22 protein-coding genes are annotated in these 24883 nt (G+C 57.9%); 7 read left to right on the top strand and 15 right to left on the bottom strand.

From position 1 onward, the window contains the following. Positions 1–21: 21 nt before the first annotated feature. The 5 genes from KHO30_RS03040 to KHO30_RS03020 all read right to left on the bottom strand — a co-directional run bounded on the left by KHO30_RS03040 (position 22) and on the right by KHO30_RS03020 (position 5095). Complete coding sequence (locus tag KHO30_RS03040) at positions 22–891, bottom strand: hypothetical protein (protein WP_200654009.1); 870 nt, start codon at positions 889–891, stop codon at positions 22–24. Positions 892–1082: 191 nt separating this feature from the next. Continuing rightward, positions 1083–2336: a DUF3734 domain-containing protein gene (locus KHO30_RS03035; protein ID WP_211700008.1), complete on the bottom strand. Its 1254-nt coding sequence runs from the start codon at positions 2334–2336 to the stop codon at positions 1083–1085. A gap of 10 nt (positions 2337–2346) precedes the next feature. Next, positions 2347–3129, bottom strand: a complete 783-nt coding sequence (locus KHO30_RS03030) for a 3-hydroxybutyrate dehydrogenase (protein WP_211700007.1) — start codon at positions 3127–3129, stop codon at positions 2347–2349. 32 nt (positions 3130–3161) lie between these two features. Further along, entirely contained in the window at positions 3162–3941 is a 780-nt protein-coding gene (locus KHO30_RS03025) for an acetoacetate decarboxylase (protein WP_054033950.1), read from the bottom strand. A 245-nt stretch (positions 3942–4186) separates the two neighbouring features. Beyond that, the gene (locus KHO30_RS03020) at positions 4187–5095 is read right to left on the bottom strand and encodes an AraC family transcriptional regulator (protein WP_211700951.1); all 909 of its coding nucleotides are present in this window, start codon (positions 5093–5095) and stop codon (positions 4187–4189) included. A gap of 299 nt (positions 5096–5394) precedes the next feature. Between KHO30_RS03020 and KHO30_RS03015 the strand changes: the two genes are divergently transcribed. The 3 genes from KHO30_RS03015 to KHO30_RS03005 all read left to right on the top strand — a co-directional run bounded on the left by KHO30_RS03015 (position 5395) and on the right by KHO30_RS03005 (position 7861). Beyond that, complete coding sequence (locus KHO30_RS03015; protein WP_211700006.1) at positions 5395–6135, top strand: SDR family oxidoreductase; 741 nt, start codon at positions 5395–5397, stop codon at positions 6133–6135. Between the two features lie 43 nt (positions 6136–6178). Continuing rightward, positions 6179–6940 (top strand): SDR family NAD(P)-dependent oxidoreductase, encoded by a 762-nt coding sequence (locus KHO30_RS03010; RefSeq protein ID WP_211700005.1) that lies wholly within the window; start codon positions 6179–6181, stop codon positions 6938–6940. 72 nt (positions 6941–7012) lie between these two features. Next, positions 7013–7861 carry an SDR family oxidoreductase gene (locus KHO30_RS03005; RefSeq protein ID WP_211700004.1) on the top strand — a complete coding sequence of 283 codons (849 nt, stop codon included), beginning with the start codon at positions 7013–7015 and terminating at the stop codon, positions 7859–7861. 70 nt (positions 7862–7931) lie between these two features. Here the strand turns inward: KHO30_RS03005 and KHO30_RS03000 are convergent, their stop codons facing one another. From KHO30_RS03000 to KHO30_RS02975, 6 genes are all read right to left on the bottom strand, one after another. Continuing rightward, positions 7932–10688: a UPF0182 family membrane protein gene (locus tag KHO30_RS03000; protein WP_211700003.1), complete on the bottom strand. Its 2757-nt coding sequence runs from the start codon at positions 10686–10688 to the stop codon at positions 7932–7934. A 212-nt stretch (positions 10689–10900) separates the two neighbouring features. Beyond that, positions 10901–11935 carry a porin gene (locus KHO30_RS02995; protein WP_211700002.1) on the bottom strand — a complete coding sequence of 345 codons (1035 nt, stop codon included), beginning with the start codon at positions 11933–11935 and terminating at the stop codon, positions 10901–10903. A gap of 75 nt (positions 11936–12010) precedes the next feature. Further along, positions 12011–14485, bottom strand: a complete 2475-nt coding sequence (locus KHO30_RS02990; protein WP_211700001.1) for a glucose/quinate/shikimate family membrane-bound PQQ-dependent dehydrogenase — start codon at positions 14483–14485, stop codon at positions 12011–12013. Between the two features lie 154 nt (positions 14486–14639). After that, positions 14640–15029: an ion channel gene (locus KHO30_RS02985; RefSeq protein WP_200654016.1), complete on the bottom strand. Its 390-nt coding sequence runs from the start codon at positions 15027–15029 to the stop codon at positions 14640–14642. A gap of 84 nt (positions 15030–15113) precedes the next feature. Then, complete coding sequence (locus tag KHO30_RS02980; protein WP_054033960.1) at positions 15114–15539, bottom strand: organic hydroperoxide resistance protein; 426 nt, start codon at positions 15537–15539, stop codon at positions 15114–15116. A gap of 363 nt (positions 15540–15902) precedes the next feature. After that, positions 15903–16370, bottom strand: a complete 468-nt coding sequence (locus tag KHO30_RS02975; protein WP_211700000.1) for a hypothetical protein — start codon at positions 16368–16370, stop codon at positions 15903–15905. A 777-nt stretch (positions 16371–17147) separates the two neighbouring features. Between KHO30_RS02975 and KHO30_RS02970 the strand changes: the two genes are divergently transcribed. Then, complete coding sequence (locus KHO30_RS02970) at positions 17148–18041, top strand: FRG domain-containing protein (RefSeq protein WP_211699999.1); 894 nt, start codon at positions 17148–17150, stop codon at positions 18039–18041. A 59-nt stretch (positions 18042–18100) separates the two neighbouring features. Here the strand turns inward: KHO30_RS02970 and KHO30_RS02965 are convergent, their stop codons facing one another. Continuing rightward, entirely contained in the window at positions 18101–18247 is a 147-nt protein-coding gene (locus KHO30_RS02965; protein ID WP_211699998.1) for a hypothetical protein, read from the bottom strand. Between the two features lie 206 nt (positions 18248–18453). Between KHO30_RS02965 and KHO30_RS02960 the strand changes: the two genes are divergently transcribed. Further along, on the top strand, positions 18454–18858 hold the full coding sequence (locus tag KHO30_RS02960) for a hypothetical protein (protein ID WP_211699997.1): 405 nt from the start codon (positions 18454–18456) through the stop codon (positions 18856–18858). Positions 18859–19011: 153 nt separating this feature from the next. On the opposite strand, the gene KHO30_RS02955 is transcribed toward KHO30_RS02960, so the two are convergent. From KHO30_RS02955 to KHO30_RS02945, 3 genes are all read right to left on the bottom strand, one after another. Then, positions 19012–19938: a DUF5677 domain-containing protein gene (locus tag KHO30_RS02955; protein ID WP_211699996.1), complete on the bottom strand. Its 927-nt coding sequence runs from the start codon at positions 19936–19938 to the stop codon at positions 19012–19014. Between the two features lie 55 nt (positions 19939–19993). Continuing rightward, positions 19994–20668: a hypothetical protein gene (locus tag KHO30_RS02950; protein WP_211699995.1), complete on the bottom strand. Its 675-nt coding sequence runs from the start codon at positions 20666–20668 to the stop codon at positions 19994–19996. Between the two features lie 1146 nt (positions 20669–21814). Next, the gene (locus tag KHO30_RS02945) at positions 21815–22036 is read right to left on the bottom strand and encodes a hypothetical protein (RefSeq protein ID WP_244863921.1); all 222 of its coding nucleotides are present in this window, start codon (positions 22034–22036) and stop codon (positions 21815–21817) included. A gap of 372 nt (positions 22037–22408) precedes the next feature. Between KHO30_RS02945 and KHO30_RS02940 the strand changes: the two genes are divergently transcribed. Both KHO30_RS02940 and KHO30_RS02935 read left to right on the top strand, forming a co-directional pair. Then, on the top strand, positions 22409–22549 hold the full coding sequence (locus KHO30_RS02940) for a hypothetical protein (protein ID WP_211699993.1): 141 nt from the start codon (positions 22409–22411) through the stop codon (positions 22547–22549). A 187-nt stretch (positions 22550–22736) separates the two neighbouring features. Continuing rightward, a complete protein-coding gene (locus KHO30_RS02935) occupies positions 22737–24875 on the top strand; it encodes an alpha-galactosidase D (protein WP_211699992.1) in 2139 nt (712 codons plus the stop codon). The last annotated feature ends 8 nt before the right edge of the window (positions 24876–24883 follow it).

Here is a 24883-nt window from a genome sequence, read left to right as displayed (position 1 = left end):
GGCGCGGCAGAACTGCGATTGTTACTGGCTACAGAAAGTCGGCTGATACTTGTAGACCCACGCGGTCTTCGTCGAACTCGGCGATTGCACCCAGTTCGTCATGCCCTGGATCGTATTGAAGATCAGTTGCGAGCGCGAAGTGACCTTGTCAGTGAAAACGCCGTCATCGTTCACGTCGACTTCGAAGGAGATTTCCGCGAGCGCCGGCGTGCTCGAACCGTTGGCGTACCAGACGGTCATCGTGAAGTCGGCGTCTTCCTGACCGAGATCGCTGGTCGGGCCGTCAAAGGTCAGCTCATGAATCGACAGACCGCTCACCGGCGCGAGCGACTGGCTGCTGATGCTGTCGAATACGTGGGTGGTAGGGAACAGGTCGTTGATGTCGCTCAGGTGGTTGATGTTCTTGGAGTTGGAGAGCGGTTCGTTCGTCGAATGCGAGTACGTTTGATTCGAAGGCGGTGTGATGTCGTCTTCGAGCTTGCTGCTGGCCTTGGACGAACTGCCGCTGACATCCGTATTCGCCGAGGTGGTTTCGTTCGCTGAGCCGAACTTCAACTCGATGTTGCGACCGCTGCTGTCATCGCGTTCGCGCATCGAGTAGCCGGCCTGCTTGACGGCGCAGGTTCCCGGCGAGTCGTAGTACAGCACGGTGCGATCGTTGTCGGCGCTAAAAGTCTTCTTGACCGTGCTATCGAAGCCGTTTGCCGCGAGACTCGCCTGAAGATCCGTCAAAAAACGATTGGCTGTATCGACGGGCGAACTGTCGAACGCAACGGGATTGAGCAACACTTTGTATTCGCGGCTGCCTACGCTCGGCGTGCCAGCGTGAGCCACTTGGGACGCCGCGAAAAGCGCGAGCGCTGCTGCATGATTCCATTTGATCTTTGTCATTTCGGTTCTCATGGTTGAAGGGGTACTGCAACCGTGACATTAGTTATCCGAAGTGACGTTGATGTGAAGTTTCTGAAAAATAGCGGCAGTGAGCGCGACGTCACAGACTCGTCGCGCAATCACGCCTTATTCAAGTTGCTAGTCGGCGACCGCTCCTTTGAAACAGCGGAGCGGAACCGGTCAGTGATTGTTCACGCAGCGACTTTCCGTTCCGCTCCGAGGGGCAGTTCGGGCATGTCACGATCGGACTGCGGCACAGAGCCAGGCCGGCGATGCACGTCATGCGTCACGAAACCCTGTTCGCGGCTCGGCACATCGAACCACTCCCGATGCGCAAACGAATCGCGAATGTCTTCAAGGCCACTTTCCCAATGCTCGTGCATTGTGTCGACGCTGAACTCGTAGTCCTTGTAATGCCCTTCATACGGCTTGTTCTTGTAGATCAGGTGCACCACATTGATCGCGCTCCCATCGGCTGCTTCTTCAGCAAGACGGAATAGCGGATCGGTCCTGCGCAGATCCGGTGGAACATGCGCGAGCAACTCCTTGATGAAACGTGCATGCTTCTGACGATCTGCCAGCATGCTGGTTACCGCTCGCGTACGGCTGGAGTACTGGATATCTTTGGCGCGCTCGGACACGTCGAGAAAATCTCCGGGCGCATTACCTCTCGCGCTCCACAGATCGACCTGGAAAACCAACGTATCTTTGTGGTCCGCATCGCGAAGCACTTCGGTCAGCGGCGTGTTGGAAACCAGGCCGCCGTCCCAGTAGTACTCGCCGTCGATCTCCACCGCCGGAAAGCCTGGCGGCAACGCCCCTGACGCCATGAAATGCTCCGGCTCCAGACGCATTTTCGTGTTGTCGAAGTACACCAGGTTGCCGGTCCGCACGTTCACCGCACCCACCGAGACTCGGATGTCGCCATCGTTGATTCGATCGAAATCGGCGAACTTCAACAGCGTTTCCCTCAGTGCGGCCGTGTCGTAATAGCTGACCGCGTTGGGGTTTTGCTTGCCGAAACCTGCCATTGGCAATGGGTTGCGCGGCGAGAAGAAACCTGGCTGCCCCTCTGTCAACGCGCGACTGGCTGCCCACAAACTCGCCCACTTGCGCGACAGGTCCTGCGCGCCGAAGCCGGGCAGCATCCATGCGCCCAGACCACCCACCCAGTCGAGCGGATGGCAGATCGAATCCCAGAAGCCTCGTAACGCTTCCACGCGGTTTTCCGGCGCATTGCCAGCAATGATGGCGGTGTTAAGCGCGCCGATCGAGACACCGGCAATCCAGTTCGGTTGCACACCGGTCTCGGCCAGGCCTTCGTAGACGCCGGCCTGGTAAGACCCGAGCGCGCCGCCACCTTGAAGCACCAGAGCGATCTCGTCGTAGCGCGGCAGCACAAACGCATCCGGCTGCCCGTTGATTTTTTTTGTGCTGCTGCGCATACGCGACCCCTTATTGCATTGACCCGCCGTGGCTCACGATCACCGACTGCCCGGTGAGCGCAGACGATTCGAAGCCTGCAAGGAACGCAACCGTATTGGCGACGTCCTCAACGGTGGTGAATTCACCGTCGACGGTTTCCTTGAGCATCACGTTCTTCACCACTTCGGCCTCGGAGATACCGAGCGCCTTGGCCTGCTCGGGAATCTGCTTGTCGACGAGCGGAGTACGCACAAAACCCGGACACACGACATTCGCCCGCACGCCGCGCGGTCCACCTTCCTTCGCAACCACTCGGGCCAGTCCCAGCAAGCCGTGCTTAGCGGTCACATAGGCGGACTTCAGTTTCGACGCCTCATGCGAATGCACCGAACCCATGTAGACGATCGAGCCGCCCTTGCCGCCCGCGTACATGTGCTTGATGGCAGCCTTCGTGGTGAGGAAGGCGCCGTCCAGATGGATGGCCAGCATTTTCTTCCAGTCGGAAAACGCATACTCCTCGATTGGAGCGACGATCTGGATACCCGCGTTCGACACGAGCACATCGATTCTGCCGAGCTCCTGCACCGCACGTTCGATGCCGCTATTGACTGCTTCTTCATTCGTCACATCCATTGCAACCGCCAGCGCCTTGCCGCCCGCGGCGACGATGCTGTCGGCCACTTTCTGTGCGTTCTCGAGATTCAGGTCGGCAATCACTACTGCGGCGCCGAGGCTAGCCAGTTTGCGTGCGCACTGCTCACCAATACCGCTTGCTGCGCCCGTCACCAGCGCGACTTTATTGTTCAACGACATGTTGCGTTCCTTCCTTATCGGTTCACGTACCGTTATTGATTGACTGCGAGCTTCACGCTCTCGGTTGTGGCGAGATAATCGAGCGCAACCTCGCCGATATCCAGTGTGAGATTAGCAATCACATGTCGCGCGCCGACCACCCGTTTCACTGGCAGATCGGCGACGGGCGCCAATGCGTGCGGATGCAGTTCGAGCGCGGCGGGACCGGACCACGCACCCAGCACGCTCACGTCGCGCAGATAGAAACGCACGAGTTCGCACACGCGCGCCGAACCATCAACGTGCGGGATCACTTTCAGCAAATAATTCGGTGTGTCCGCAAGCTTCTTGCGTTCAACCTCGATGTCGAGCGGCACATGCTTGAAGCCCATCGTGCCGGTTGCGATACGTTGTGTGCCGTAGTCGAGTGTGCCGAGCAGTGTGTCATTGCCATCGACGCTCAAGGTCGGCTTAGCCAGCTTCTTCGGAAAGCCCCAGATCTCACGGCCGCCGGCGATCGGGCCTTCGTCGTCGAGGTACATCGAATGCGTGTAGTTGCCGAGGCGTCCTTGCTGGTCTCGCACCGAGATAACCTGGCCGCTTTCGGTGTAGTCACCGAAGCCCGACGAATCGGGCATGCGAATGAATTCGTAATGCACGAGGTCGTTTTCCGGATGCAACGGCTCCGGCACGATGGCGCGCAACGCATCGAAATCGGTTTCATACGAGATGATGAAGTATTCCCGATTGATGAAGCGGTACGGCGGCCGGGGGTAGGCTGGATTGTGAACGGGCATCGCAAAGGCGTCTTTGCGGATCGAAGCGAGGTTCATGAGACTCCTTTATGACTGGCACATGCAGCACCGGTGCAATGGTAGAGGCAAACCTCACGCGATAAGACCCATCATTCGTCAATAGACCGTTTACCACACTGCAACACTGCCGCTGGAACTTTGGCCGCGTCATGCAAATCAGTGCATGTCTAAACACGCCAGAAAGGAGCGAAGCACACCGGCCCCAAAAAAATCGCGCGAGCGCGATCCGATGCATAGCACCGGGCGCCCACCTCATTTTGATGTCAGTGAGAAGCAGAGAACGCGTCGAACGTCGCAGCCGGAGATAGCGCGAACGATGCCCGCATATCTCGAGCCTCATCGACCGGTGAACGTCCGAAGAAGCGCTTGAACTCGCGACTGAACTGCGAGGGACTTTCATAATCGACACGTGCCGAGGCTGAAGCCGCCGTCAAACCGTCGCGAATCATCAGCAGCCTCGCCTGATGCAAACGCGTCGACTTGATGTATTGGATCGGCGAGGTGAGCGTGACGGTTTTGAAGTTGACATGAAACGCGGGAACGCTCATCCCCGCCTCTTCCGCGAGACGACTGACATCCAACGGCTGCGCGTAGTCAGTGTGAATTCGCCGCAGCGCTTTCGCGACCCTGCCGAAGCGCCCCTGATGCGCGAGTGCAGCCCTCATCGCTGCGCCGCGTTCCCCGATCAATACCCGGTAGCAGATTTCCCGCACGATTGCGGGCCCCAGCACCTCCGCGTCCAGAGGTGACGTCAGGGCTTGCAGCAGGCGCAAGGCTGCTTCGGCGAGGTCTCCCTCGAGCGGCGTCGATACGATCCCTAGCGGCGTGCCTTCCTGATGGCTTCCGCTGCGATCGATCGCCAGTATCAGATCGGTCAATTCAATCAGATCGAGGCGCAGTGTCACAGCCAGCATCGGCTCCGCCTCGCTCGCTTCGGTTTCAGTCGAGAACGGCAGTGGCACGGACAAGATCAGATAGTGCTGGGCGTCGTAGACATACACCTCCTCGCCCAGAAACCCCAGCTTGCGTCCCTGACACACGATCACGATGCTGGGCTCGTACAGCACCGGCGTGCGCCCCAGCGGCCGGTCCGAGCGCATGAACCGCACGCCCTCCAGCGCGGACTGCGTGTACCCCTCATTCGGAGCCAGACGCTCGAGCAAGCTCACCATCTTTGCGGAAACCGGGTTGTCGGTAACTGTCACGAAGACTCCTCTTTCGCCAGATCGGGTGAATAAATTCTACCGGATACGCTCGGCGGCCCGCATCCACTTCAATAGGAATAGGCAATACCGCGATTGTCACGTGTATTCGCGTGCAGGAGCTCGGCTCATAAGATGGGTTATCGGCTGCACGGTGTGGCCGAAGCGCTCGGGAGACCGCGCCGCGATTGCTTTGCCGCCTCGTGCGCAGACTTCGTAGCCTCTCCCTCTGACAAACCTGCACAGCTTATTGGCACGGAGAACGCAACATGACAACGCAAACCCATCAACCCAAAGTCATCCTTATCACCGGGGCAAGCAGCGGTATCGGCGAAGCAGCGGTCCGGCTGCTCGCCGCCCAAGGTCACCAGCTCGTGATCGGCGCGCGGCGCACAGAACGACTCGCGGCGCTGGCCGAAGAAATCCAGGCAAGCGGCGGCTCGGTTCGTTACAAGGCACTCGACGTCACGTCCGCCGACGACGTCAACGCATTCGCCCAATCCGCACTGGACGCCTTCGGCCGCATCGACGTGATCGTCAACAACGCCGGCGTGATGCCTTTGTCGCCCTTGAGCGCGACAAAGGTGGACGAATGGAATCGCATGATCGACGTGAATATTCGCGGCGTGCTGCACGGCATCGCTGCGGTCCTGCCGACCATGGAGCGCCAGGGGTTTGGCCAGGTCATCAATATCTCCTCGATCGGCGGCCTCTCTGTCTCGCCGACGGCCGCCGTGTATTGCGCCACCAAGTTCGCCGTGCGCGCCATCTCGGACGGTCTGCGTCAGGAAACCGACAAGATTCGCGTGACCGTGATCTGCCCGGGCGTCGTGGAATCGGAGTTGGCCGATTCGATCTCCGACGACACCGCGCGCGCAGCGATGCAGGACTTCCGCCGCGTGGCGCTGACGTCGGACGCCATTGCGCGTTCGATCGCCTACGCAGTCGAGCAGCCGGCGGACGTGGATGTCAGCGAAATCGTTGTGCGCCCAACAGCGAGCCCTTTCTAACAGGTCTCATCTCCTGATCCTCATTTCTTTGGAGCAATTCATCATGACTTCACAAGCATCCACCCACCAACCGTTCGCCGGCAAGGTTGCCATCGTCACCGGTGCGGCAAGCGGTATCGGACTCGCCACCACCGAACTGTTGCACTCCCAAGGCGCGAGCGTGATCGCCGTTGGACGCGGCGACAATGTCGAAGCGTTGGCCCGGCCCGGGATCGTCCCGCTAATCGCCGACGTCGCGCATGAGGAAAGTGCAGTGCGCGCGGTGGCCGCTGCGATGGAACACTTCGGCAAGCTGGACATTCTGGTCAACAACGCCGCGATCATCATCAACAAACCGGTCATCGAGATGACTCTCGACGACTGGAACGGTATCCAGGCGGTCAACTCCACCGGCGCATTCCTGTTCTCGCGTGAAGCCATGCGCGCGATGATGCCGGCGAAGACCGGCGCAATCGTCAACGTGGGTTCATACGCGTGCTACCAGGCTTTTCCGCTGATCGCGGCCTATGCGGCCTCGAAAGGCGCACTCGCTCAGTTGACGCGCGCCATGTCGCTCGAGGCGATCGATCACGGCATTCGTGTCAATGCGGTGGGATCCGGCGATGCCGTGACGAACATCACAAACCATCTTCACGACGACGGCCCGGCCTTCCTCGCCGAGCACGGCAAGAACGCGCCGATCAAGCGTGCGGCCGATCCGCGTGAAATTGCTGAAGTGATCGCCTTTCTGGCTTCTGAGAAAGCGAGCTATATCGTCGGCGCAGTTGTGATGGCCGACGGTGGAATGAGCGTGGCGCTCAAGTAAGGCGCTGGTCACATTCTTTTTAAATATCGCTGATATTTTATTTCGTATTCCATATCTCTTAAGGAAATCATCATGAACAAGTCTGCGAAAATCTGGTTCGTCACTGGCGCATCGAAAGGCGTCGGCCAACGGCTCGTACGGCAACTCCTCGCGCGTGGCGATTACGTCGCCGCGACTTCGCGAACCGTGGCGTCGCTGACGGAAGCGATCGGCCCCGCATCGGAGCAATTTCTTCCTCTGCAAGTGGATCTGACCAACGATCAGAGCGTGCGCTCCGCCATCGCGCAAACGGTCAAGACGTTCGGCAAGGTCGACGTGATCGTCAATAACGCCGGCTACGCACAACAGGGCACCGTCGAGGCGCTTTCGGACGAGGAGCTTCGGCAGAATTTCGAAGTCAACCTGTTCGCACCGCTGTTGGTACTCCGGCACGCGCTCCCGCATCTGCGCGAGCAGCGCGGCGGGCATGTTATCAACCTCTCCTCGATTGTCGGCTATCAAGGAGGCTACGCTGGTTGGGGCAGCTATGTGGCGAGCAAGTTCGCGCTGGCGGGCCTGACTGAGTCGCTCGCCGCTGAGGTGGCCGAGTTCGGCATCAAGGCAACGGTGGTCTACCCTGGGCCGGTGCGCACGGAGTTTTTGTCGAGTGGCGCGCTGGCGGTGGCCAAACGACAGATCGATGAATACACCGAAGCCAAGGCGTCGCTCGATCTGCACCTGGGCACGCTGCATGGGCATCAGGCCGGTGATCCGGACAAGTTGGCCATGCTGATCATGCAGGCTGTTGATGTCGCCGAACCGCCATTGCACCTGTTCGCCGGCAAGATCGCCAACGAACTGGCGGCGCAAAAAGCGACGGCGGTCCAACGCGATCTTGAAGCGTGGAAGGGCTCATCCGAAGCGACGGATTTTGTTGAGTAACTTTGGAATCAGGCAGCGTCCAATGATGGGCGCTGCCTGGCGGGAATTCCAATGTTGGCGATCGGTTGAATCACTTCTTCCCGTCTGATCGCCCCCCACCCAGCGCCTCAAGCAGCGGCCGCAGCGCATCCAGTTCCACACCAAACCCACTCCAGTCCCCCGCCTTCAATCGCTCGATCGCACGGTCATAGTGTGCAAGCGCCTCACGCGCACGCGCATCCGCTGTCCCCTGAGGCTGCGACGCGAGCGGACCACTTTCCTTGAAAAGCGCCGCCAACGCCTCACCCAACGTTTCCCTCATCACCACCCGATCCCCATACGCGGCAATCACCCGCTTCAACTCAGGTAACTGCCCCGACTCCGCACGCAGGTAGAGCGGCGAGATATAGAGAATCGAATTCTCAATCGGCACAACAAGAAGATGGCCGCGAATGACACGCGAACCCATCTGGTTCCACAGCGAAATCTGCTGCGAAATCTCGGTGTTCTGCTGGATGCGCGCCTCGATCTGGAACGGCCCATAGACAAGCTTATCCTTCGGGAACGAGTAGACGACAAGCTTGCCGTAGTTAGGCGGATCGCAACGCGCGGCGAGCCACGCGATCATATTGTCGCGCTGGCTGGGCACCATCGGCAGCATCAGGACGAACTCCTCACGCGGTTCCCCGGGCAGCCGCATGATCATGTAGTAAGGCGCCATCGGCGTGCCGGGACTATTCCCGCCATCAACGCCGATCAGTTCCCGTGGGAACTGCCAAAGATCCTCGCGATTGTAGAAAACCTCCGGTGCATCCATGTGATAGGCCCGGTAGAGTTGCGCCTGGATCTGGAACAGCTCTTCCGGATAGCGGATATGTTGCTGAAGATCTTGCGGCATCGTCGCAAGCGGCTTGAACAGACCCGGGAAAATGCGCTGATAAGTTCGCATGATCGGATCGCCAGGATCGCTGACATAGAAATCGACCGTACCGTTATATGCGTCGACCACAACCTTGACTGCGTTGCGGATGTAGTTGGCGCCATCGTCGAAGCCCGGCTGTGCGTAGGGGAACCAGCTGCTCGTCGTATACGCGTCCTGCATCCAGAAAAGGCGTCCGTTGCTTGTGACGAGGTAGGGATCGTGATCGAGCCTGAGGAACGGGGCGATCGTGCGCACGCGATCCTGAATGTTACGGTGCAGCAGAATGCGGCTACTGTTCGTGATGTAGTCGGTTAGCAGAATGTTCGGATCGTTGAACTGCCAGGCAAAGAGGCTGCGGCGCGCGGTGCTGCCGAAGCCAATACCATCGCTCCCGCTGTAAGCGGTGTAGACGTTGTCCTTACCCTTGGGATAGTCGAACTCGGGGATGCTGCCTTTCACAATGACGTAACCCTCACCCCCTTCACCAAAATACAGACGCGGCTCGCGAATAGCCGGCCCGCCGTGCGCGACAGGCGGAATATCCTGCAGATAGAAGGACGGCAAACCTTCCGTCGATTTTTCAGTGACGGGCGACATCACGACGCCGTTGCCATGGGTGAACAGGAGGTGCAGGTTCACCCAGGTCTGTGCGTTGGCGGGGAGCATCGAAGGCTCCAGTTCGCGGGCCGACAGCATCACCTGTCGATATCCGGCGTCGAGTCGATAGCGATCGATGTCGACGGAGAAAAATTTGTAGTACGTCCTGATCTCCTGCAACTGCGCATAGGTATCCATCAGCGGCTGCACATCCCACAGCCGAATGTTATCGACGGTCGCGCGATTGGCCTCGAGCGAGGCCAGATTCAATTCCTGATCAGCCGGAAACGGTTTTACCGCGATCTGTGTGAGGCCGTAAGCCATTCGCGTTAGCGCGATATTGTGTTTGATATAGGGCATCTCCAGTTGCAGTTCACTCGGCTTGACATAGAGGCGCTGGAACAGCGCCGGGTAGATCAAGGCGAACACGAACGAGGTACCGAACACCAGCAACACCGAGGCGACAGGAATTCGATATCCCTGCCGGCGCATATTGACCCAGCACGCGACAGCTGCAACAACAGCAAGGCCAACGAGCACCCACAAGACCGGAAGCTCGACGTGGATGTCGGTATAGCCGGCGCCGACCACGACGCCGTTATCGCCGTAGAGCAGCAGAAAGCGGTCGAGTGTGTAAGACCAGGCCTTCAGGAGAAAGAACGCACCGAGCAGTGCTGAAGCGTGAGCAATGGCAGCGGGAGAGAGTACACGCGGTGCCCGATCAAACATGACGTCGCCGCGAACTCCATACACCGCGGCTGCAACGAGCGCACTGCAGAAGATCAACTGCAGCAGCCAGTTCTTGAACGCAAGATAGGCGGGCAACGAGAACAGATAGAAGCTAATGTCCTGCCCGAAAACAGGATCACGGTCACCATAGGGCACCTGATGCAGGAAGCGCAGCACCAGATCCCAGTTAGAGATTTCGCCCCCAGCGATGATCAGCGCCAGGACAATCGCGCAGCCCGCAATGCTGGCGCGCCATGGAATGCGCGGTGCGAGCTGGTCCGCCAGTTCACTGATGAACTCCGGCGTACCTGACAGACGGGCCGTTTCAACTTGCCAGCTACCGGGACGCCGCGCGTAACGATGCGCAAGAAACCCCGATGCAGCAATTACGCTCGCCGACACTACGAACACGGCGGCAAAGAGGAGTGCCTTGGCGGAGAGAGTCGTCCAGAAAACGTCGACGTAACCGATTGAAGCAAACCACAGCCAGTCGACCACGACGCCAGTGAGACGCCCGGCAACGATCAGAGCGCCCACAACGACCGCAACCATCATTGCGATGCGTTTAACGTTCACGCCGGAGCTTGGTTGCCAATGCATCGCCCCTCCTTTGCCGGGACGCCACTTGTGGCTGACTGCAATCAGGTCTGCTTAAGCCGCTACTCTGCTGCGAACCTGGCTGACCGGTTTGAAGCCGGCGCGCAGTCAATGAATGATTAGGGTCACATAACTGATTGTAGTCCGGCGAGGCAACGCGCGTACGCTCACCCAGTCCGCGCACGGATGAACGGACAAGCTCCCACAGCGCAACGTTAGAAACGCTCAATCATGCCGAACTGCACGCCCCGCACAGAAGCCCCCGGCCACGACGGCGTGAGCCCCGTCACATTCACCCCGCGCAACGTGAACTCACCCTGCCCACGATTGCGCAACCAGCCGGCACTCGCATAGAGCAGAGATCGCTTGGAGAGGTCGTACTCGCATGCCGCGCTGAACTGATCGGCGTTGTTGTCACCACCTGAGCGATCACGCAGATAGGTGTAGCCGAGTGAGGCACGAAAGTGCGAATTCACGGCATAGCGCGCGGAGACGGCTACACCGTCGTTGTGATATCGCGGCGTACCGCCATCGCCATTGAAGAACGATAGAAACCCCGTGACCGGGCCATAGATGTACGAGACGCCACCCAGGTTAGCGCGTAACGCGCCGTCGCCATGCGTCTGTTGATGCGCGTACGAGATGCGGAACGGTCCCTCGCGCCATGCGAAGGTTTCGATGTGGCCGGCGAGCCCGTTGCCATCATTGCTGGCGTCGCCGTCGCGCAGGGCTGCCATGATGGTCGTGGAGAAACCGTGGAATTCCGGCGAGAGATAGGTGATCGCATTGCTCTCGTAGGGCGTGATCTTGGAGAGGTTGTCGAGACCGGAAGCGATCGTGCCGGCGTCGAACGCATCGAGGCCGCCCTTGAACGGAATATAGATCGGCGAGTACTGACGGCCGACGCGCACGGTGCCGTAAAGCGTATCCACTCCGACCCAGGCCTGGCGGTTGAAGATCGTGTTCGCGACGGCAAAGGTGCCGTCAGCTGAACTGAAACCATTCTCCAAAGTGAACAGAATCTTGACGCCATCGCCGATATCCTCGACGCCGCGCAAGCCGACGCGCGATCCACGATAAGCGCCCGAATCTAGGCGAGCAACGTAGCCCGCCCCCGGATTAGTGACTTCAATGCTCGTATCGAGTGCGCCATAGAGCGTGACGGAGCTTTGCGCATGCGCAAGCGTGGCGTGCACCGCGATCGAGGCCAGCACGACACAGGCTCGCGACGCAAAGCGTGAATGGTTCATTCGACGATATAAAAAGCGGCGCATTCAATGCGCCGCATAAGGGACAAGAAAAACCGCATGCGCGGCGCGTGCCGCTTACCGCGCTGGTAACGCGTAGGCAATCACATAGTCGCCGAGCTTGGTGCCGAACGAGCCATGGCCGCCCGCCGCGATCACAACGTACTGACGGCCATCGATCGAATAGCTCATCGGCGTAGCCTGACCGCCTGCGGGCAAACGTTCCTCCCAGATCTGCTCGCCGTTATTCACGTTGAACGCGCGGATGTAGTTGTCCGCCGTTGCGCCAATGAACGCGACGCCGCCCGCCGTGACGATCGGACCGCCCAGCATCGGCATGCCCATCTTGAACGGCAGAGGAATCGGCGAACTGTCGCGCACGGTGCCGATGCGCTTCTTCCACACAATCTCGTTGGTCTTAAGATCGATCGCTGAGATATAGCCCCATGCCGGTTGCTTGCACGGCAAGCCCAGGGGCGAGAGGAACGGATTGATCGTCACGCCGTACGGCACACCGTACTGCGGCTGGACGCCTGACTCCGTGCCGCTGCCCTTGGCGCCCTCCACCGGTTCCAGCGGATTGCCCGGTCCGCGCGGAATCAGACGCGAGACGAACGGCAAGCCGATCGGGTTCGCGACGGCAATCTGGCGGTCGGTGTCGATGGCAAGACCGCCCCACTCAAACACGCCCAGGTTGCCCGGGAACACGAGCGTGCCCTGTAGCGACGGCGGCGTGAACGTGCCCTCGTAGCGCAACTGGTGGAACATCACACGACATATAAGCTGGTCGAACATCGTGGCGCCCCACATGTCGGCGTCGGTCAGGTTCTTCGACGGACGATACGTGAGCTGTGAGAACGGCTGTGTCGGCTCAACGTGGTCGCCGGGCGCCGCGCCCTGCGGCACGGGCGTTTCGGGCGCCGGCACGACCGGCACGCCGGTGCGGCGGTCGAGCACGAACAGGTTGCCGGTCTTGGCCGGCGCGTACACGATCGGCACGGTCTTACCATCCTTGCCGGTGATGTCCGCGATGGTGGGCTGCGACGGCTGGTCCATGTCCCACAGATCGTGGTGCACGCTCTGGTAGAACCAGGCGAGCTTGCCGGTCGAGGCGTTGAGTGCGAGCAGCCCGGTGGCGTATTTCTCCAGCTCCGGCGTGCGGTCGCCGCCCCAGATATCCGGTGTCTTCACACCCATCGGCAGATAGACAATGTCGAGCTTCGCGTCGTAAGCGGCGGGTGCCCACGAGTTGGGCGAATTCCACGAGTAGTGTTCGCCTGGGCCCGGAATGTGATTCGGGTCCTTCGCGCCCGGATCGAACGCCCAGAGCAATTCGCCCGTGCGCACGTCAAAGCCGCGGATCACACCCGACGGCTCACGGTTCGAGAAGTTGTCCTCCACCGCACCCGCCACGACGATCACCTTGCTGGTGATGATCGACGGCGAGGTGGGCTCGTACATGCCCGGCGTTGTGACCGGTTGAGCGTGTTGAAGGTCGAGGTCGCCGTTGTTGCCGAAGCCCGCGCAACGTTCGCCCGTCAGCGCGTCGAGGGCGTAGAGGTGGCCGTCGTTGACCGGCAGGAAGATGCGGCGCGTACAGGCGGCCGTAGCGGGCCCTGAGGCGTCTGCGACGGCGACGCCCGAGGCAGGCGTGGCAGCAGCGCCCGAGGCGTCCGCGGGGGCTGCTGCGGCATCGCTCGCCGGCGCCGCAGCGGGTGCGGCCGCCGGGGCACTGGTCGACAGATCGACATACGACACGCCGCGGCATGTCACGTGCTGGAACGACGGATCGTTCTTCAGTCGCGGATCGAACTTCCACTTGAGCGTGCCCGTCTTCGCGTCGAGCGCGAACAGGATCTGATGCGGCGAGCATAGGTAAAGCAGATCGCCGATCTTGATCGGCGTGACTTCGTTGGTAATCTCGACAGGATCGTTGGGCCCCTTCACGTCACCGGTGCGGAAGGTCCAGGCCACCTGGAGATTCTTCACATTCTCAGGCGTGATCTGCTGCAATGGCGAGTAGCGCGTGCCTTCCTGGGTGCGCCCATAGGCGGGCCAGTCGGAGGGGTCGATCCCGGTGCTGGCGACGCTCGCGGGCGCGGAAGCGTTCAGTGTGCCGTTGACCTGTTGCGGATCGTTGAAGTTGGCGTACACGAGTATGCCGGCCCATGCCACGAGCGCGACGACGAGCGACGCGACACCCAGCTTGCGCTCGCCCTCCAGCCGCCCGCTCACGAGCAGCAGCAACCATACGCCGAAGATAACGAGTACACCGGAGCGCGGCGCGAGTGCCCAGAAGTCGGGACCCGACTCGAAGAGTGCCCAGATCGCCGTGCCGATCAGCACGAGCGCATAAAGCAGGAGTGCGGCGGGACTGCCTCGCCAAAGCAGCCAGGCCACGCCCAACAGCACGATGCCTGTGATGACGTAGTAGGCCGAGCCGCCGACCGCCAGCAGCCATACGCCACCGATCAACAGATAGAGCGCGGTCAGCACCGTAAAGAGCAAGGTGATGCCGCCGATCACGCCCCGCGAATTCGATTGACTGGTCATGATGAGATCTACCCTCTTGAGTGGATACCGCCTGCCAGTGGTACCGACATCGAATTCGCATGCCGGCGCACGGTAAAAAGCATATCAGAACGCTAACTACACATATTAGGAGACGTAGCGGCCATCTGAAATGACATATTCGTCGTAAAGTCGGCTACTGCGCTTCGTGTCGCCCGATCAGATGCGCCGCGAGCTGGATGGCATAAACGGCCGAACCCGTTACCACGCCTGTTATCAACACGCCGAGCAGTCCAAGCAGAACCGCGATGATGAGGCCCGGTGTGGTGGTCGGCACCACGTCGCCGTAGCCGATGGTCAGCGCCGTGACCGCGCAAAAATAGAAGGTGTGGCCTAGCGATGAGGGCGTGCGTGTGGCTACATCGACGGCCCCGCCAACGTAATACATGGCGACCGTCAAAATGAAGAAGAGTATCAGCAGCATCGCCAGGATGGCGCGCAGATGCCAGAGAACCCTGGCAAACTCGGCGATTGCCCGTTGCGGCTGGATTCGGGTGCGAGCAGCGTTTTCGGCGGCATTGTCCATGTCATGAACCTCAGAGATGCGCCCCGCTTTGCGCGACACGGCATCCGCTGCTTGCACTCGAAAGTGCGCGTGACGACGCGCGGCTTAGACCAGCGTCAGCTTGACGTCGATGTTGTTGCGTGTGGCGTTCGAATATGGGCAGACGATGTGCGCCTTGGCGATCAGCGCTTCCGCCTCTGCGCGGTCCATGCCCGGCAGCGAGATTTTCAGTTCGACTTCAATGCCGAAGCCATTGGGGATCTGTCCGATGCCGACATTGCCATCAATGGCGACGTCTTTTGGCAGCGCGATCTTGTCGCGCGCGCTAACGAACTTCATTGCCCCGATGAAGCATGCGCTATATCCCGCCGCGAAGAGTTGCTCGGGGTTCGTTCCGTCGCCGCCTCCGCCGCCGAGCTCCTTCGGCGTGGTCAGCTTGAGATCGAGGTGGCTATCGGGAATAGTCGCGCGTCCGTCGCGACCGCCGGTGACGTGTGCGTGAGCACGATACAGGACTTGTTCAATCGACATTCAAGACTCCTTTGTGTGCCAGGATGATCGACGCCTTACGCCGCCCTTTCTGTTCACGTTCTGCGACATGAGGTCTCGAGAAGTTGATGCCAAAGCTAACACGCATAGTAGTCGGGTCAACTCAGACCGGCAACCGGGACGGAGGTGCTTTCGCCTACTTTAAGCGGTCTGTTGGCGGATTGATATGACATATTCCAGGTAGGTGCGGTGGTATGCGGGTGAGGTTGCGCCGGGTGACGCGGGTTGCTGATGGTCTGGGTTATGTGACAGCACTGAGACGGACGACGGCCGTCTCAGTGTGGGTGGGTTCCGAACGATTCTTCGGCTGTACCATCTTGTCAGCCGATGGCCCTTCTTGATCGTCTAGTGTTGCGCGACGACCGGTTGTTGGGCTGCGTCGGTTCTTAACGTTGCGGCAGTTTTCTCTGATGAGCTTTGGCGCTGTGGCTCGTTTGCGGTGGCTGTCGGTTCGCCTGCTCGTTGCGCCACCTCTTCTGCAAGCAGGTTCGCTGCGTGGCGGGCCGTGATGCGGCTCTGCGGAACGCCCTTCGCATCGAGCGCAATGACCTTGTACAACTCACGGTCGCATTCGAGTTCCTGCTGATATTGCTCAGCCTTGTCCACCAGCAATTCAAGAAGCGTCTGACGACGCCTTCTTTCCTCCAGCGTGATGGAAGGATTCCTACATATCGAGGACGCAAGTGTGATCAAGGTATCCAGTTGAGCCAGGTGCCGGTCGCATAAATCGAATGCCGACAGGGCAAGCTTTTCGTACTGGGTTGCGTCGACTGGCTGACGTGAAGTGGGTTGGTTTTTGTTGGACTTGCTCATGGTGACGATCTCCCTGTTACTTCTTGGATCGCCCGACACTCGCTGGAGGGGTGAGCGGGCACGTAGAAGGGTTGACAGACCGGTGTTACGTCAAGCCGGCGAGCCTTGCGGCTCCCCCACTACAGCCCGCCCATAGAATATAGACGTGCAGCAGCAGACGCACTCCCGCCTAAGCGGGGTGCGGACGTAACAATCAGGCTGTCAAACCTGGTCGCCGGGTGTCTCCTGACGACTTGGTAATTATAAGGGAGGCGACCGAGGTTGACTTCAATCTTGTAGGCTAAATGTTTGATTTGGCCGAACGGATAAGGAGAGATAGGACGAAGGTGGCGCGCGTTTGGCCGGCCCGCCATTCGCCAATCGGCGTTGGCCCTTCCGCTAACTGCCGCTGACTGAACGTTCGTCACGCAGTCGCACCGAACAGCTGACCCCAACTTCAGCGAATGTACACTTCCGATCTATTACGGACGTTCCAGCTTCCAAAGATCGGACATCCAACGTTCAAGATCATCGTCCCGCAGTACTTGCCACGCGGGTCTGGTGCCCTTACATTGCATGGGTGAAAGGCTGAGCCGGATGCCAAGGACGAGCACCGAGCATCGCCCCCAAGAGTTGCAGAGACAACTTCGACCGCGTCGAACTAACAGTCAACAATTCCCTAGGTAGGTATCATGGAAAGTGTTGCCCAGTGTCGGCGACTTCGCAAAGCTCGGGGAGTGAAGTGACGACCCGAACAGTCATCATGACTGGCGGTTGTTAACAAACAAAGACGAGACCATGAAAGCTGCCGAACTACAAGCTCACGATGTGAGGTCCTTTTTAGGACACGTATTTGAACATCGCTCAGATGACTCAGCTGCGAGGTGCTACCGGGGACAGGCAGACGTTACGTGGAAGTTGAAGCCGTCGGTGCTACGGAACCTAAAACCAAACGCAGAAAGTCAAATTTTCAGTGAGATGATGCTCGAGGCTCCGTCTGAATTTGGCATGGACAAGTCAATGTTCGATAAGCTCGTACGCGCCCAACACTACGGGCTTCCGACGCGGCTCCTCGATGTCTCTCTTAACCCGCTTGTTGGATTGTATTTCGCTTGCAACGAAACCGAGCATCACAGCAAGGACGGTGTCGTAGAGATCTTTGACTTTCTAGCCAGTCGGGTCAAATTTGCTGATAGCGACACTGTCAGCCTAATATCCAATCTCGCTCGACTAAGTGATCAAGAAAAAGATACGATTCGAACCTTCCTTAACTCAAATGAGACATTGGAAGATAAAGAAAAATTAAAGGAATTTAGATGCCTGGCGCCCATGAAACGACTTAATCAGTTCGTTCGGACTGAAAAGCCGTACTTCCTAGATATTGCCAAACCGGTTGACTTACAGAGATATTATTTCGTTTACCCACTGAAAAACAACCGTCGAGTCATCGCGCAATCAGGAGCATTCATTGTCGCAGGGCTCCTTCTATTTCAGAAGCCCGCCGCGTCCAAGGGCATCAAAATTCAAAGGATTAAAATTCCTCATGATTCCAAGCAAGATATCATCGATCAGCTCGACGTCTTGAACATAAATTCTCGAACATTGTTTCCCGAAGTGGAGTTTGCGTCTAAATATATCAAGGAAAAATGGACGCAACAGGACAATTCAATCATGCAGACCGACGCACCTTAACGAAATAGTGTGCCGTTGGACGATGCTCAAGATAGGTTTCCCGCGGTCGGTCAGGCATTTCAGGAACGAGTCAATCGCGCCGTGCATACACCATGCTTCGCATTGCCGAAATTGGGATCGTAGTTCTGATCTACGACGCGATCCACACCGATCATGGTTTCAATCTCGATGCCTTGGGCGCTCTTGAACCGCTGTGGTGAGTTCATCAGCGATTGCCTCGATGCCGACGGCGAGGAGGATGAGGATCTGATACCGGTTGAACCCGATTCACTACATTTGCTGGTTCGCCCATTTGGGGATCCGCAATCACCGCCCCGCTAGGCTACAACCTTGTTCCGGTTCGAGCGGCCGAACGCTAAAGTTCGCGTGATGCGATCCGTTAACTAACTAATCGTACAGACGAACAAGACCAATGGACGTTTTTGAAGACTTTCACAAGATTTACAATTCAGACCATCCGAACATTTCGGAATGCCTTCAACTGCGTGCAGACGAACTTGCACTTCGTACCCGCAAGCGCATGCAGCGCTTTAACGATCGGATCGCCTTCGTGTGCAGCTTGCCCATGCTCTTCATGAGCGGCGTTCCGTTGCAGATGATCTGGCAGTTTGGGTTGGGCGCAAAAATCAGCAGCGGCGGTTTGCTCCTTTGCTGTGCGGGCTTCGCACTGGGACTGTTTCTGCTGACTGCACCATGGCGACATCGAGGTCGCCAACGCGCCCTTGATGAGCTTCTCACTCAAATTGAAGCGAAGCTCAAGACTTTGAACTGCCCGTCATCGACGTTAAAGCTCGACGGTAACTCAGAGCGGAGCTAGGTTTCGAAGCATAGGAAGGAACTGCTCCAGTCGACAGTGAGCGAGAGCCGCACATGCTGCTGAGGAAGTGAAAAGGGCTCCTCTCCTGCTTCTATTCGGCTCATTGCACCGAGTGGCGAAAAAATTGACCCTACGGCCTTGTTTCTTAAGTCGTCAATCGACGGCACGTTGCGGTGAATTCGGATCTGCACGCTCGACGATGTCCCAGTCGCCTTCTGCAATTACTTTGAGAACGCGTTGAATCTCCTTCTGAATTGACTCGAAAAGCTGCGTCATAGAAAGCACGTCTTCCTGCTCGGCCATAATGAAACAGACGAAATTCCCCATAGCCTCCAGCACCAGATGGGGTATCACTACGTATTGGTTCACATGCGTATCGCAATCATGCCCACGCAGATTGAAGGTACCATCATCCGAATGTTCAAGGTAATGCATTACGAGACTGGGCCACGTTCCGTGAATGTGATGAGATCCGAGCCGTTGTCCCACGATGTACGTTAGCCGATCTTGGCCCAAACTTTCGATCATTGCAGCAAGGTTGGGGAGCTTTCTAGCTTGCTCTACCTCGCGATCAGTCAGGCCAGCGCACGAAATGTGTCGGTCAATACATGCTAGCATCCGCTTCTCGATCGCAACCATTGCTCCCCTTTGGGAGATTGCATCACTAATCTTCTTTTTTAACTCCAACTCAGTCCGCAATCCATCGGCGAGATAACGTAGAAATCGATCACTTGCTTCGTCTCCGTGGCACAGCCACATAAGTTTGATCGCTGATTCGAATATACAGCGGTCAACTATCGCCGTAGTCTCTCCGAACTTACCTTCATGTGACAGCGCCAGATTAGAAAGCATCAATCGCGCGCAGCGGTTTAGAAGACCCGTAACGACTGCATAGTGGACAGCGGGGATTTCCCGGAGCGCTGGCGAATCGATCTGAATGTGCGCTACAAACGCGCACGCTGCACCTACGAACTTGTACCATTCAAATGAGATAGGACAGTAATCGCCAGATTCTCGACAGGCTTCCCATTCTTCCTCGGAGATCTGAGGCGGTTGCGGGAATGAAATGGGTTCGTTCATAACAAGCTTAAGATCCGGCAAGCTTCGTTAGGGCACGACTTGGATTTGCAGGGAGTCACCACTTGGCCACGTTTTGCAGTACACCATCGATGAAGTTTGGAAACGCCTTAGACAGGCTGATCCGACCAGATACGTCCTTTTGATATTCCTTCAGCTTGTCCGGATCAAAAAAAGCCCCTAGCCTTGGAACTCCGCCTGCGGAAAAATCAACACTCGATGCGATAGTCAGCTTAGTGGGGTGTGAGAACTTGTGGAAGAACTTGTATGCCTTCGTCATCGGCTCAAGCGCGTCTTTTCTCACATGAGCGGCTTTTCGAAATTTGACCAGGTGTGCCACGGCATTGCTACTCGAATACTGATCATCCATAAACTGACCTAGGACTGGCAAATCTTTGGCAGAACAAAGAAGTGCCAAAGCCACGGACTCTATGACTTGACGAAAGAGCCCTCCAGCGGCCACAGTGTGCCCAGACATGAAAAGCTTGAACGACGTTACATTGAGGTTGATGGTCGTAAACAAAATAGCGACGACGGCACGACGGCGCTCGTCATCTTCGGGCACGCCATCAAAGAACTCGCCCCACTTGTTCAGAGCGACTGACATGTACGTCGCGAACTCGTCTATCTCTGCACGAAAGTGTTCACAAAACGCGCCACGTGCATCGTTGTCTGGCGAACCTATGTCACGCAATATGTTGACCTTGATCTGAGTGTCGCCGTCGTCTTCCACTGCACACTCTTCTTTGTCAGAAATGCGTTTTAACTATCGGCTGCCAACGAATAGCGCCTTGCGCGACAGTGTGCTGATGGTGATTTTGGGGGGGCAGAGTATGCCCTCTAGTGGAGACGATTGTGATACCGCAGCCTTCGCACCGATAGATACCCGATAGAGGGGCAGTACCTCCGGGCGACCAGACCTTGTCAAACAAGACGTCGTCTCCTTGCTGTAAGAATTGCGGGTATTTATAAATAGCCACGACGATCTCCTTTCAGCTCGTAGCAATCCTAATATCATTTAATCATGGTAGATATTTTCGCACTATGCATTGCTCGTAAACCCGTGCGACGGGAACTACGACACGTGCGCTAGGTGGCATGATGAATGTCCGCCATACTGCTATCATTGGCTCAGAACATCGAAATTCATAGGGCATCATGTCAGGGCAAGAGAATCCGGATTACCGAAGGCTTGTCCGAGACGCACTTTTAAAGTGGCAGTCAGACTGCTCGGAGGCTTTTCAAGTATGGAACCTCGAAACTGTCCGTACGCTGGCGCTTGTTAACAGCGCTGGCTTAGCTGGTGTTTCAGCAATCTACGCGAGCGAAAGTGCCGCCAAAGCGACACTTGGAAGTTACCCGGCAGCTGCGTGTTTCGCACTCGGACTAATTTCTGCATTAGTCAATATGTACGCAAATTCTCAAGGGCACATATGGCGCCAACGCGAAATCATGCGGAGAATCAGGGCGTTTGACGCGCAGACGCTTCAACCGCAAGACGCCCTCGCGGATACAACAACGGGAGCGTGGCCATTTCGGATCGCCGAGGGATCCGGGTGGTTGACGGCACTGTTTTTTGCTGGCGGCGCGTGGCCTTTTGTTAAGCCTGCGTTCATCTCTATACTGGTCGCTCTAAACTGACCGTTGCTATGCGCCTCAGGCGCGCATCGGAGACCGTGATGCGGAATCCTGCTCTCTTTCGTCTACTGCTGGACCATCTAGATGGCGATCGGCACGTTCTCACAACCGCTCGTAGCGTTGCCATGGAAACGCTAATTCGCACTCGTCAAATGTCAGGCCTACAGGATGCAGTTCGACATATCCGTCAAGGATGACCGCCACCGATCTCGGCAAACTCATCCGCTTCCGACGACGCCAATCAGTCTGCGTTCTCACGGATGATCCGCTCGAGAACCCCGGCGTCTTCCGCCTCGCCCTCCGATCCATTGAATACGCATACCTCCGTGTGCCCGTCGCGGAACACGTCGACCTCAACGCGCATCCCGACAACTGCGATTGACACCAGGATGGTATCGGGGCGATTGCGGCTCAAAGTGTAGTGAATCTTCTCTGCGTCGAGCTTTTCGAGCAGATCAAACAAAACTGTTGTCATGGCTTTGGCTATTTCTTGAAACGGTTTTTGTTAAGCAGCTTCAGTGCTTTCCGCGCATCCTTCACGCCGTCATTTGCATCGCGTCGTATATCGCCCAACATCGAATTCAAGTACTGCCCCGGAAATTCGCGAAGTACGGATCCTTGGCATTCTGCCGAGATCACAAAAAATACGGCTTCCTAAATTCCACAAAACACCGATCCAACTCCACCCCAGCAACATCAACTCCCCGCATCCCCATCCCACCATTTGCAACACGATACCAGGGGAAAAACCTAATGTCTGACAAATCCTTACGCGTGCATATTTGAACTATATATTCATTAGTGGATTCAGCATAAATTCACAGCAGGAGACACGATGAAGATTTCCATCAGTCAAAAGCGTCGCGAGTTGCTGAAGTCAGGCAGCGCTGCTGCCATCCCCCGGCTGCAGCACCTGCCGTCGCTGCAACGCTTCCTAGCCCGGCGCAACCGGCAATCCCCCTTCACTTCCACCTAACACTTTCGCTTCAGCCAACGCTCCGCCGCAGGCGAATCAAATTCTGCGCGAGCGAACCTAAGGCGCTCTATCTAAACGAAATCACGTTGCGCTCGGCCAGCAATAACGATGTCGACCTGGCCGACACAACGCCAAGAAAGAGCACCTACCCAGAAGTCCCAGTTTCATTTTTCAGCAAAGGAAAATCATGAAAATCCTGGGTCGTACACAGGTGTATCTGTTCTTCGCGAGCATCGTGATGGCTTTCGTTTTGTCCGGCTGCGGAGGCGACCAGCAAGGGTCCTCCAACGCCGCGAGCGTCGCGCAAGTCGCGGCCAACTCCGCAAACGTTTCCGCACAAGACGCGTCATCGCAAACTCAGGCCCGAGGGTCGATTGCATCGATTGCACTACCGCCTATGGGTTGGGCCTCGTGGAATGCGTACGGCTGCAACATCACCGAGGATCTGGTGAAAACGGCCGCGGACGTTATCTCCGACGGCCTGAAGAAAGATGGTCCGTTGATGAAAGCGGGCTACAGCTATATCAACGTCGACGACTGCTGGTTCGCGCCGTCCCGCGATGCGCAAGGCAACCTGGTCGCCGACCCCGTGAAGTTTCCCAGCGGCATCAAAGCGCTGGCCGACTACGTTCACGCCAGAGGTCTGAAGTTCGGCATGTATGAAGTGCCCGCAGCCGAAACCTGTGCTCAGCGTAACAACCTGTACCCTGGACACACCAACCCGATGGGCAGTCTTGGTCACGAAGTTCAGGATGCCAATACATTCGTGGCATGGGGCGTCGACTACGTGAAGTACGACTGGTGCTCGCCAGATGGCACCGTCGACGATCAGGTGGCCGGTTTCCAGAAGATGCGCGATGCGCTGAACAGCGCGGGTGCTGCCGTGAATCGGCAGATCGTCTACAGCATCAATCCGAACAGTTTTCACACCGACAAGACGGGCAGATCGTATGACTGGGGGCAAGTCGCGGATCTGTGGAGAACGACCGAGGACATCACCTATGACACCGGCACGCCGGGTCATCAAAGCACGCCTGATTTTTCCAGAATCGTGAACCAGAATTTCTACGGCAATCTGTTTCCGGAAGCCCAACATACAGGCGTCTATAACGACGCGGACATGATGCTTGCCGGGTTCGGTCTGACCGCCGCGCAGGATCAGACGCACATGAGCCTGTGGGCCATTTCCGGCGCACCGCTTATCCTGGGTCTCGATGTCACGACGCCGATCAGTTCGGCAACGATGGCGACGCTGACCAATCCCGAGGTGCTCGCCGTCGATCAGGACCCGCGTGGCCTTCAGGCGATCCGGGTCGCGGTGCCGCAGAACGGTCTGGGCGTGTGGGCCAAGCTGCTCGTCGGTCAAGGTCGCCGTGCGGTAGTTCTGCTCAACACAACCGGGTCGGCCGCTCCGATCACGGTGAACTGGAAGGATCTCGGGCTAGACCCCGCTGCTTCGGCCAGCGTGCGGGATATCTGGGCGCACAAGGATCTGGGTTCGCACAGGTCCGGGTACACGGTGTCCGCTGTTCCGGCTGGCGGCTCCGTCATGCTGACCATCGCCGGCGTGGACGATGCATCGAAAATCCACCCAGCCAAACCAGGCAGACATGAAGACGGCGCAGCAAGCTATACGGTGAATGCAACCACGGGCGGCTACATCGACGTGACGTACCGGAACGAAGGAACGTCTTCGCTGAAGGTGCCGTTGACACTCAACGACAGCGTACTCACAACGATCCAACTGCCCGTTACCACCGGACACGCCCAAGGCACCGTCACGCTGTACATGCCGTTCGTGCCGGGAAGCAACACGCTGAGTTTCGCTCTTCCGGACAAGGGCCACCACGCTCCGTCGATCGACAAGGTGACGCTGATCGCCGCTCCGCAACCCGCGTTGCCGCCTGTCGCCTATCAAGCGGAAAGCGCCACCAACATCATTCAGGATGCGGCAGTCCAGGCATGCAACATATGCAGCGGCCACGAAAAGGTCGGCAATTTTGTGAACTCGGATTCGAGCCTCCAGTTCAACGGAATCGCGGTGCCTGTCGATGGCGAGTATGCAGTCCCCGTGGTGTATATCAGCGCGGACGACGGTGGTGGTTCGCCTCGTGCACTGAGCGTGAGCGTCAACAATGGCCCACCGGTTCCCGTGCAGTTTCCTGGTGAAGGCACCTGGGACTTTCCGATCCTGTCGAGTGCTCAGGTCACGGTTCCGCTAAAAGCCGGTGCGGCCAACACCGTCAAGTTCTCTGTGATTTCCGGCAACTACGGTCCCGACATCGACGGTTTGGGCCAACCAATCAGCCAGCCGGTCAAACAGTGAACCGGCGA

Source organism: Paraburkholderia aspalathi, assembly GCF_905220735.1.
Classification (GTDB): domain Bacteria; phylum Pseudomonadota; class Gammaproteobacteria; order Burkholderiales; family Burkholderiaceae; genus Paraburkholderia; species Paraburkholderia aspalathi.
The sequence above is the reverse complement of the archived record's forward strand: the minus strand, read 5'-3'. Positions and strand labels throughout refer to the sequence as shown.

Coding starts and splice junctions, on each gene's coding strand:
- KHO30_RS03040 (WP_200654009.1), bottom strand. CDS start 891: ATGACAAAGATCAAATGGAATCATGCAGCAGCGCTCGCGCTTTTCGCG.
- KHO30_RS02940 (WP_211699993.1), top strand. CDS start 22,409: ATGAAGATTTCCATCAGTCAAAAGCGTCGCGAGTTGCTGAAGTCAGGC.
- KHO30_RS02995 (WP_211700002.1), bottom strand. CDS start 11,935: ATGAACCATTCACGCTTTGCGTCGCGAGCCTGTGTCGTGCTGGCCTCG.
- KHO30_RS03010 (WP_211700005.1), top strand. CDS start 6,179: ATGACTTCACAAGCATCCACCCACCAACCGTTCGCCGGCAAGGTTGCC.
- KHO30_RS03000 (WP_211700003.1), bottom strand. CDS start 10,688: ATGCATTGGCAACCAAGCTCCGGCGTGAACGTTAAACGCATCGCAATG.
- KHO30_RS02965 (WP_211699998.1), bottom strand. CDS start 18,247: ATGAACTCACCACAGCGGTTCAAGAGCGCCCAAGGCATCGAGATTGAA.
- KHO30_RS02935 (WP_211699992.1), top strand. CDS start 22,737: ATGAAAATCCTGGGTCGTACACAGGTGTATCTGTTCTTCGCGAGCATC.
- KHO30_RS02955 (WP_211699996.1), bottom strand. CDS start 19,938: ATGAACGAACCCATTTCATTCCCGCAACCGCCTCAGATCTCCGAGGAA.
- KHO30_RS02980 (WP_054033960.1), bottom strand. CDS start 15,539: ATGTCGATTGAACAAGTCCTGTATCGTGCTCACGCACACGTCACCGGC.
- KHO30_RS02975 (WP_211700000.1), bottom strand. CDS start 16,370: ATGAGCAAGTCCAACAAAAACCAACCCACTTCACGTCAGCCAGTCGAC.
- KHO30_RS03005 (WP_211700004.1), top strand. CDS start 7,013: ATGAACAAGTCTGCGAAAATCTGGTTCGTCACTGGCGCATCGAAAGGC.
- KHO30_RS03020 (WP_211700951.1), bottom strand. CDS start 5,095: ATGGTGAGCTTGCTCGAGCGTCTGGCTCCGAATGAGGGGTACACGCAG.
- KHO30_RS02985 (WP_200654016.1), bottom strand. CDS start 15,029: ATGGACAATGCCGCCGAAAACGCTGCTCGCACCCGAATCCAGCCGCAA.
- KHO30_RS02990 (WP_211700001.1), bottom strand. CDS start 14,485: ATGACCAGTCAATCGAATTCGCGGGGCGTGATCGGCGGCATCACCTTG.
- KHO30_RS02970 (WP_211699999.1), top strand. CDS start 17,148: ATGAAAGCTGCCGAACTACAAGCTCACGATGTGAGGTCCTTTTTAGGA.
- KHO30_RS02960 (WP_211699997.1), top strand. CDS start 18,454: ATGGACGTTTTTGAAGACTTTCACAAGATTTACAATTCAGACCATCCG.
- KHO30_RS03030 (WP_211700007.1), bottom strand. CDS start 3,129: ATGTCGTTGAACAATAAAGTCGCGCTGGTGACGGGCGCAGCAAGCGGT.
- KHO30_RS03035 (WP_211700008.1), bottom strand. CDS start 2,336: ATGCGCAGCAGCACAAAAAAAATCAACGGGCAGCCGGATGCGTTTGTG.
- KHO30_RS03025 (WP_054033950.1), bottom strand. CDS start 3,941: ATGAACCTCGCTTCGATCCGCAAAGACGCCTTTGCGATGCCCGTTCAC.
- KHO30_RS03015 (WP_211700006.1), top strand. CDS start 5,395: ATGACAACGCAAACCCATCAACCCAAAGTCATCCTTATCACCGGGGCA.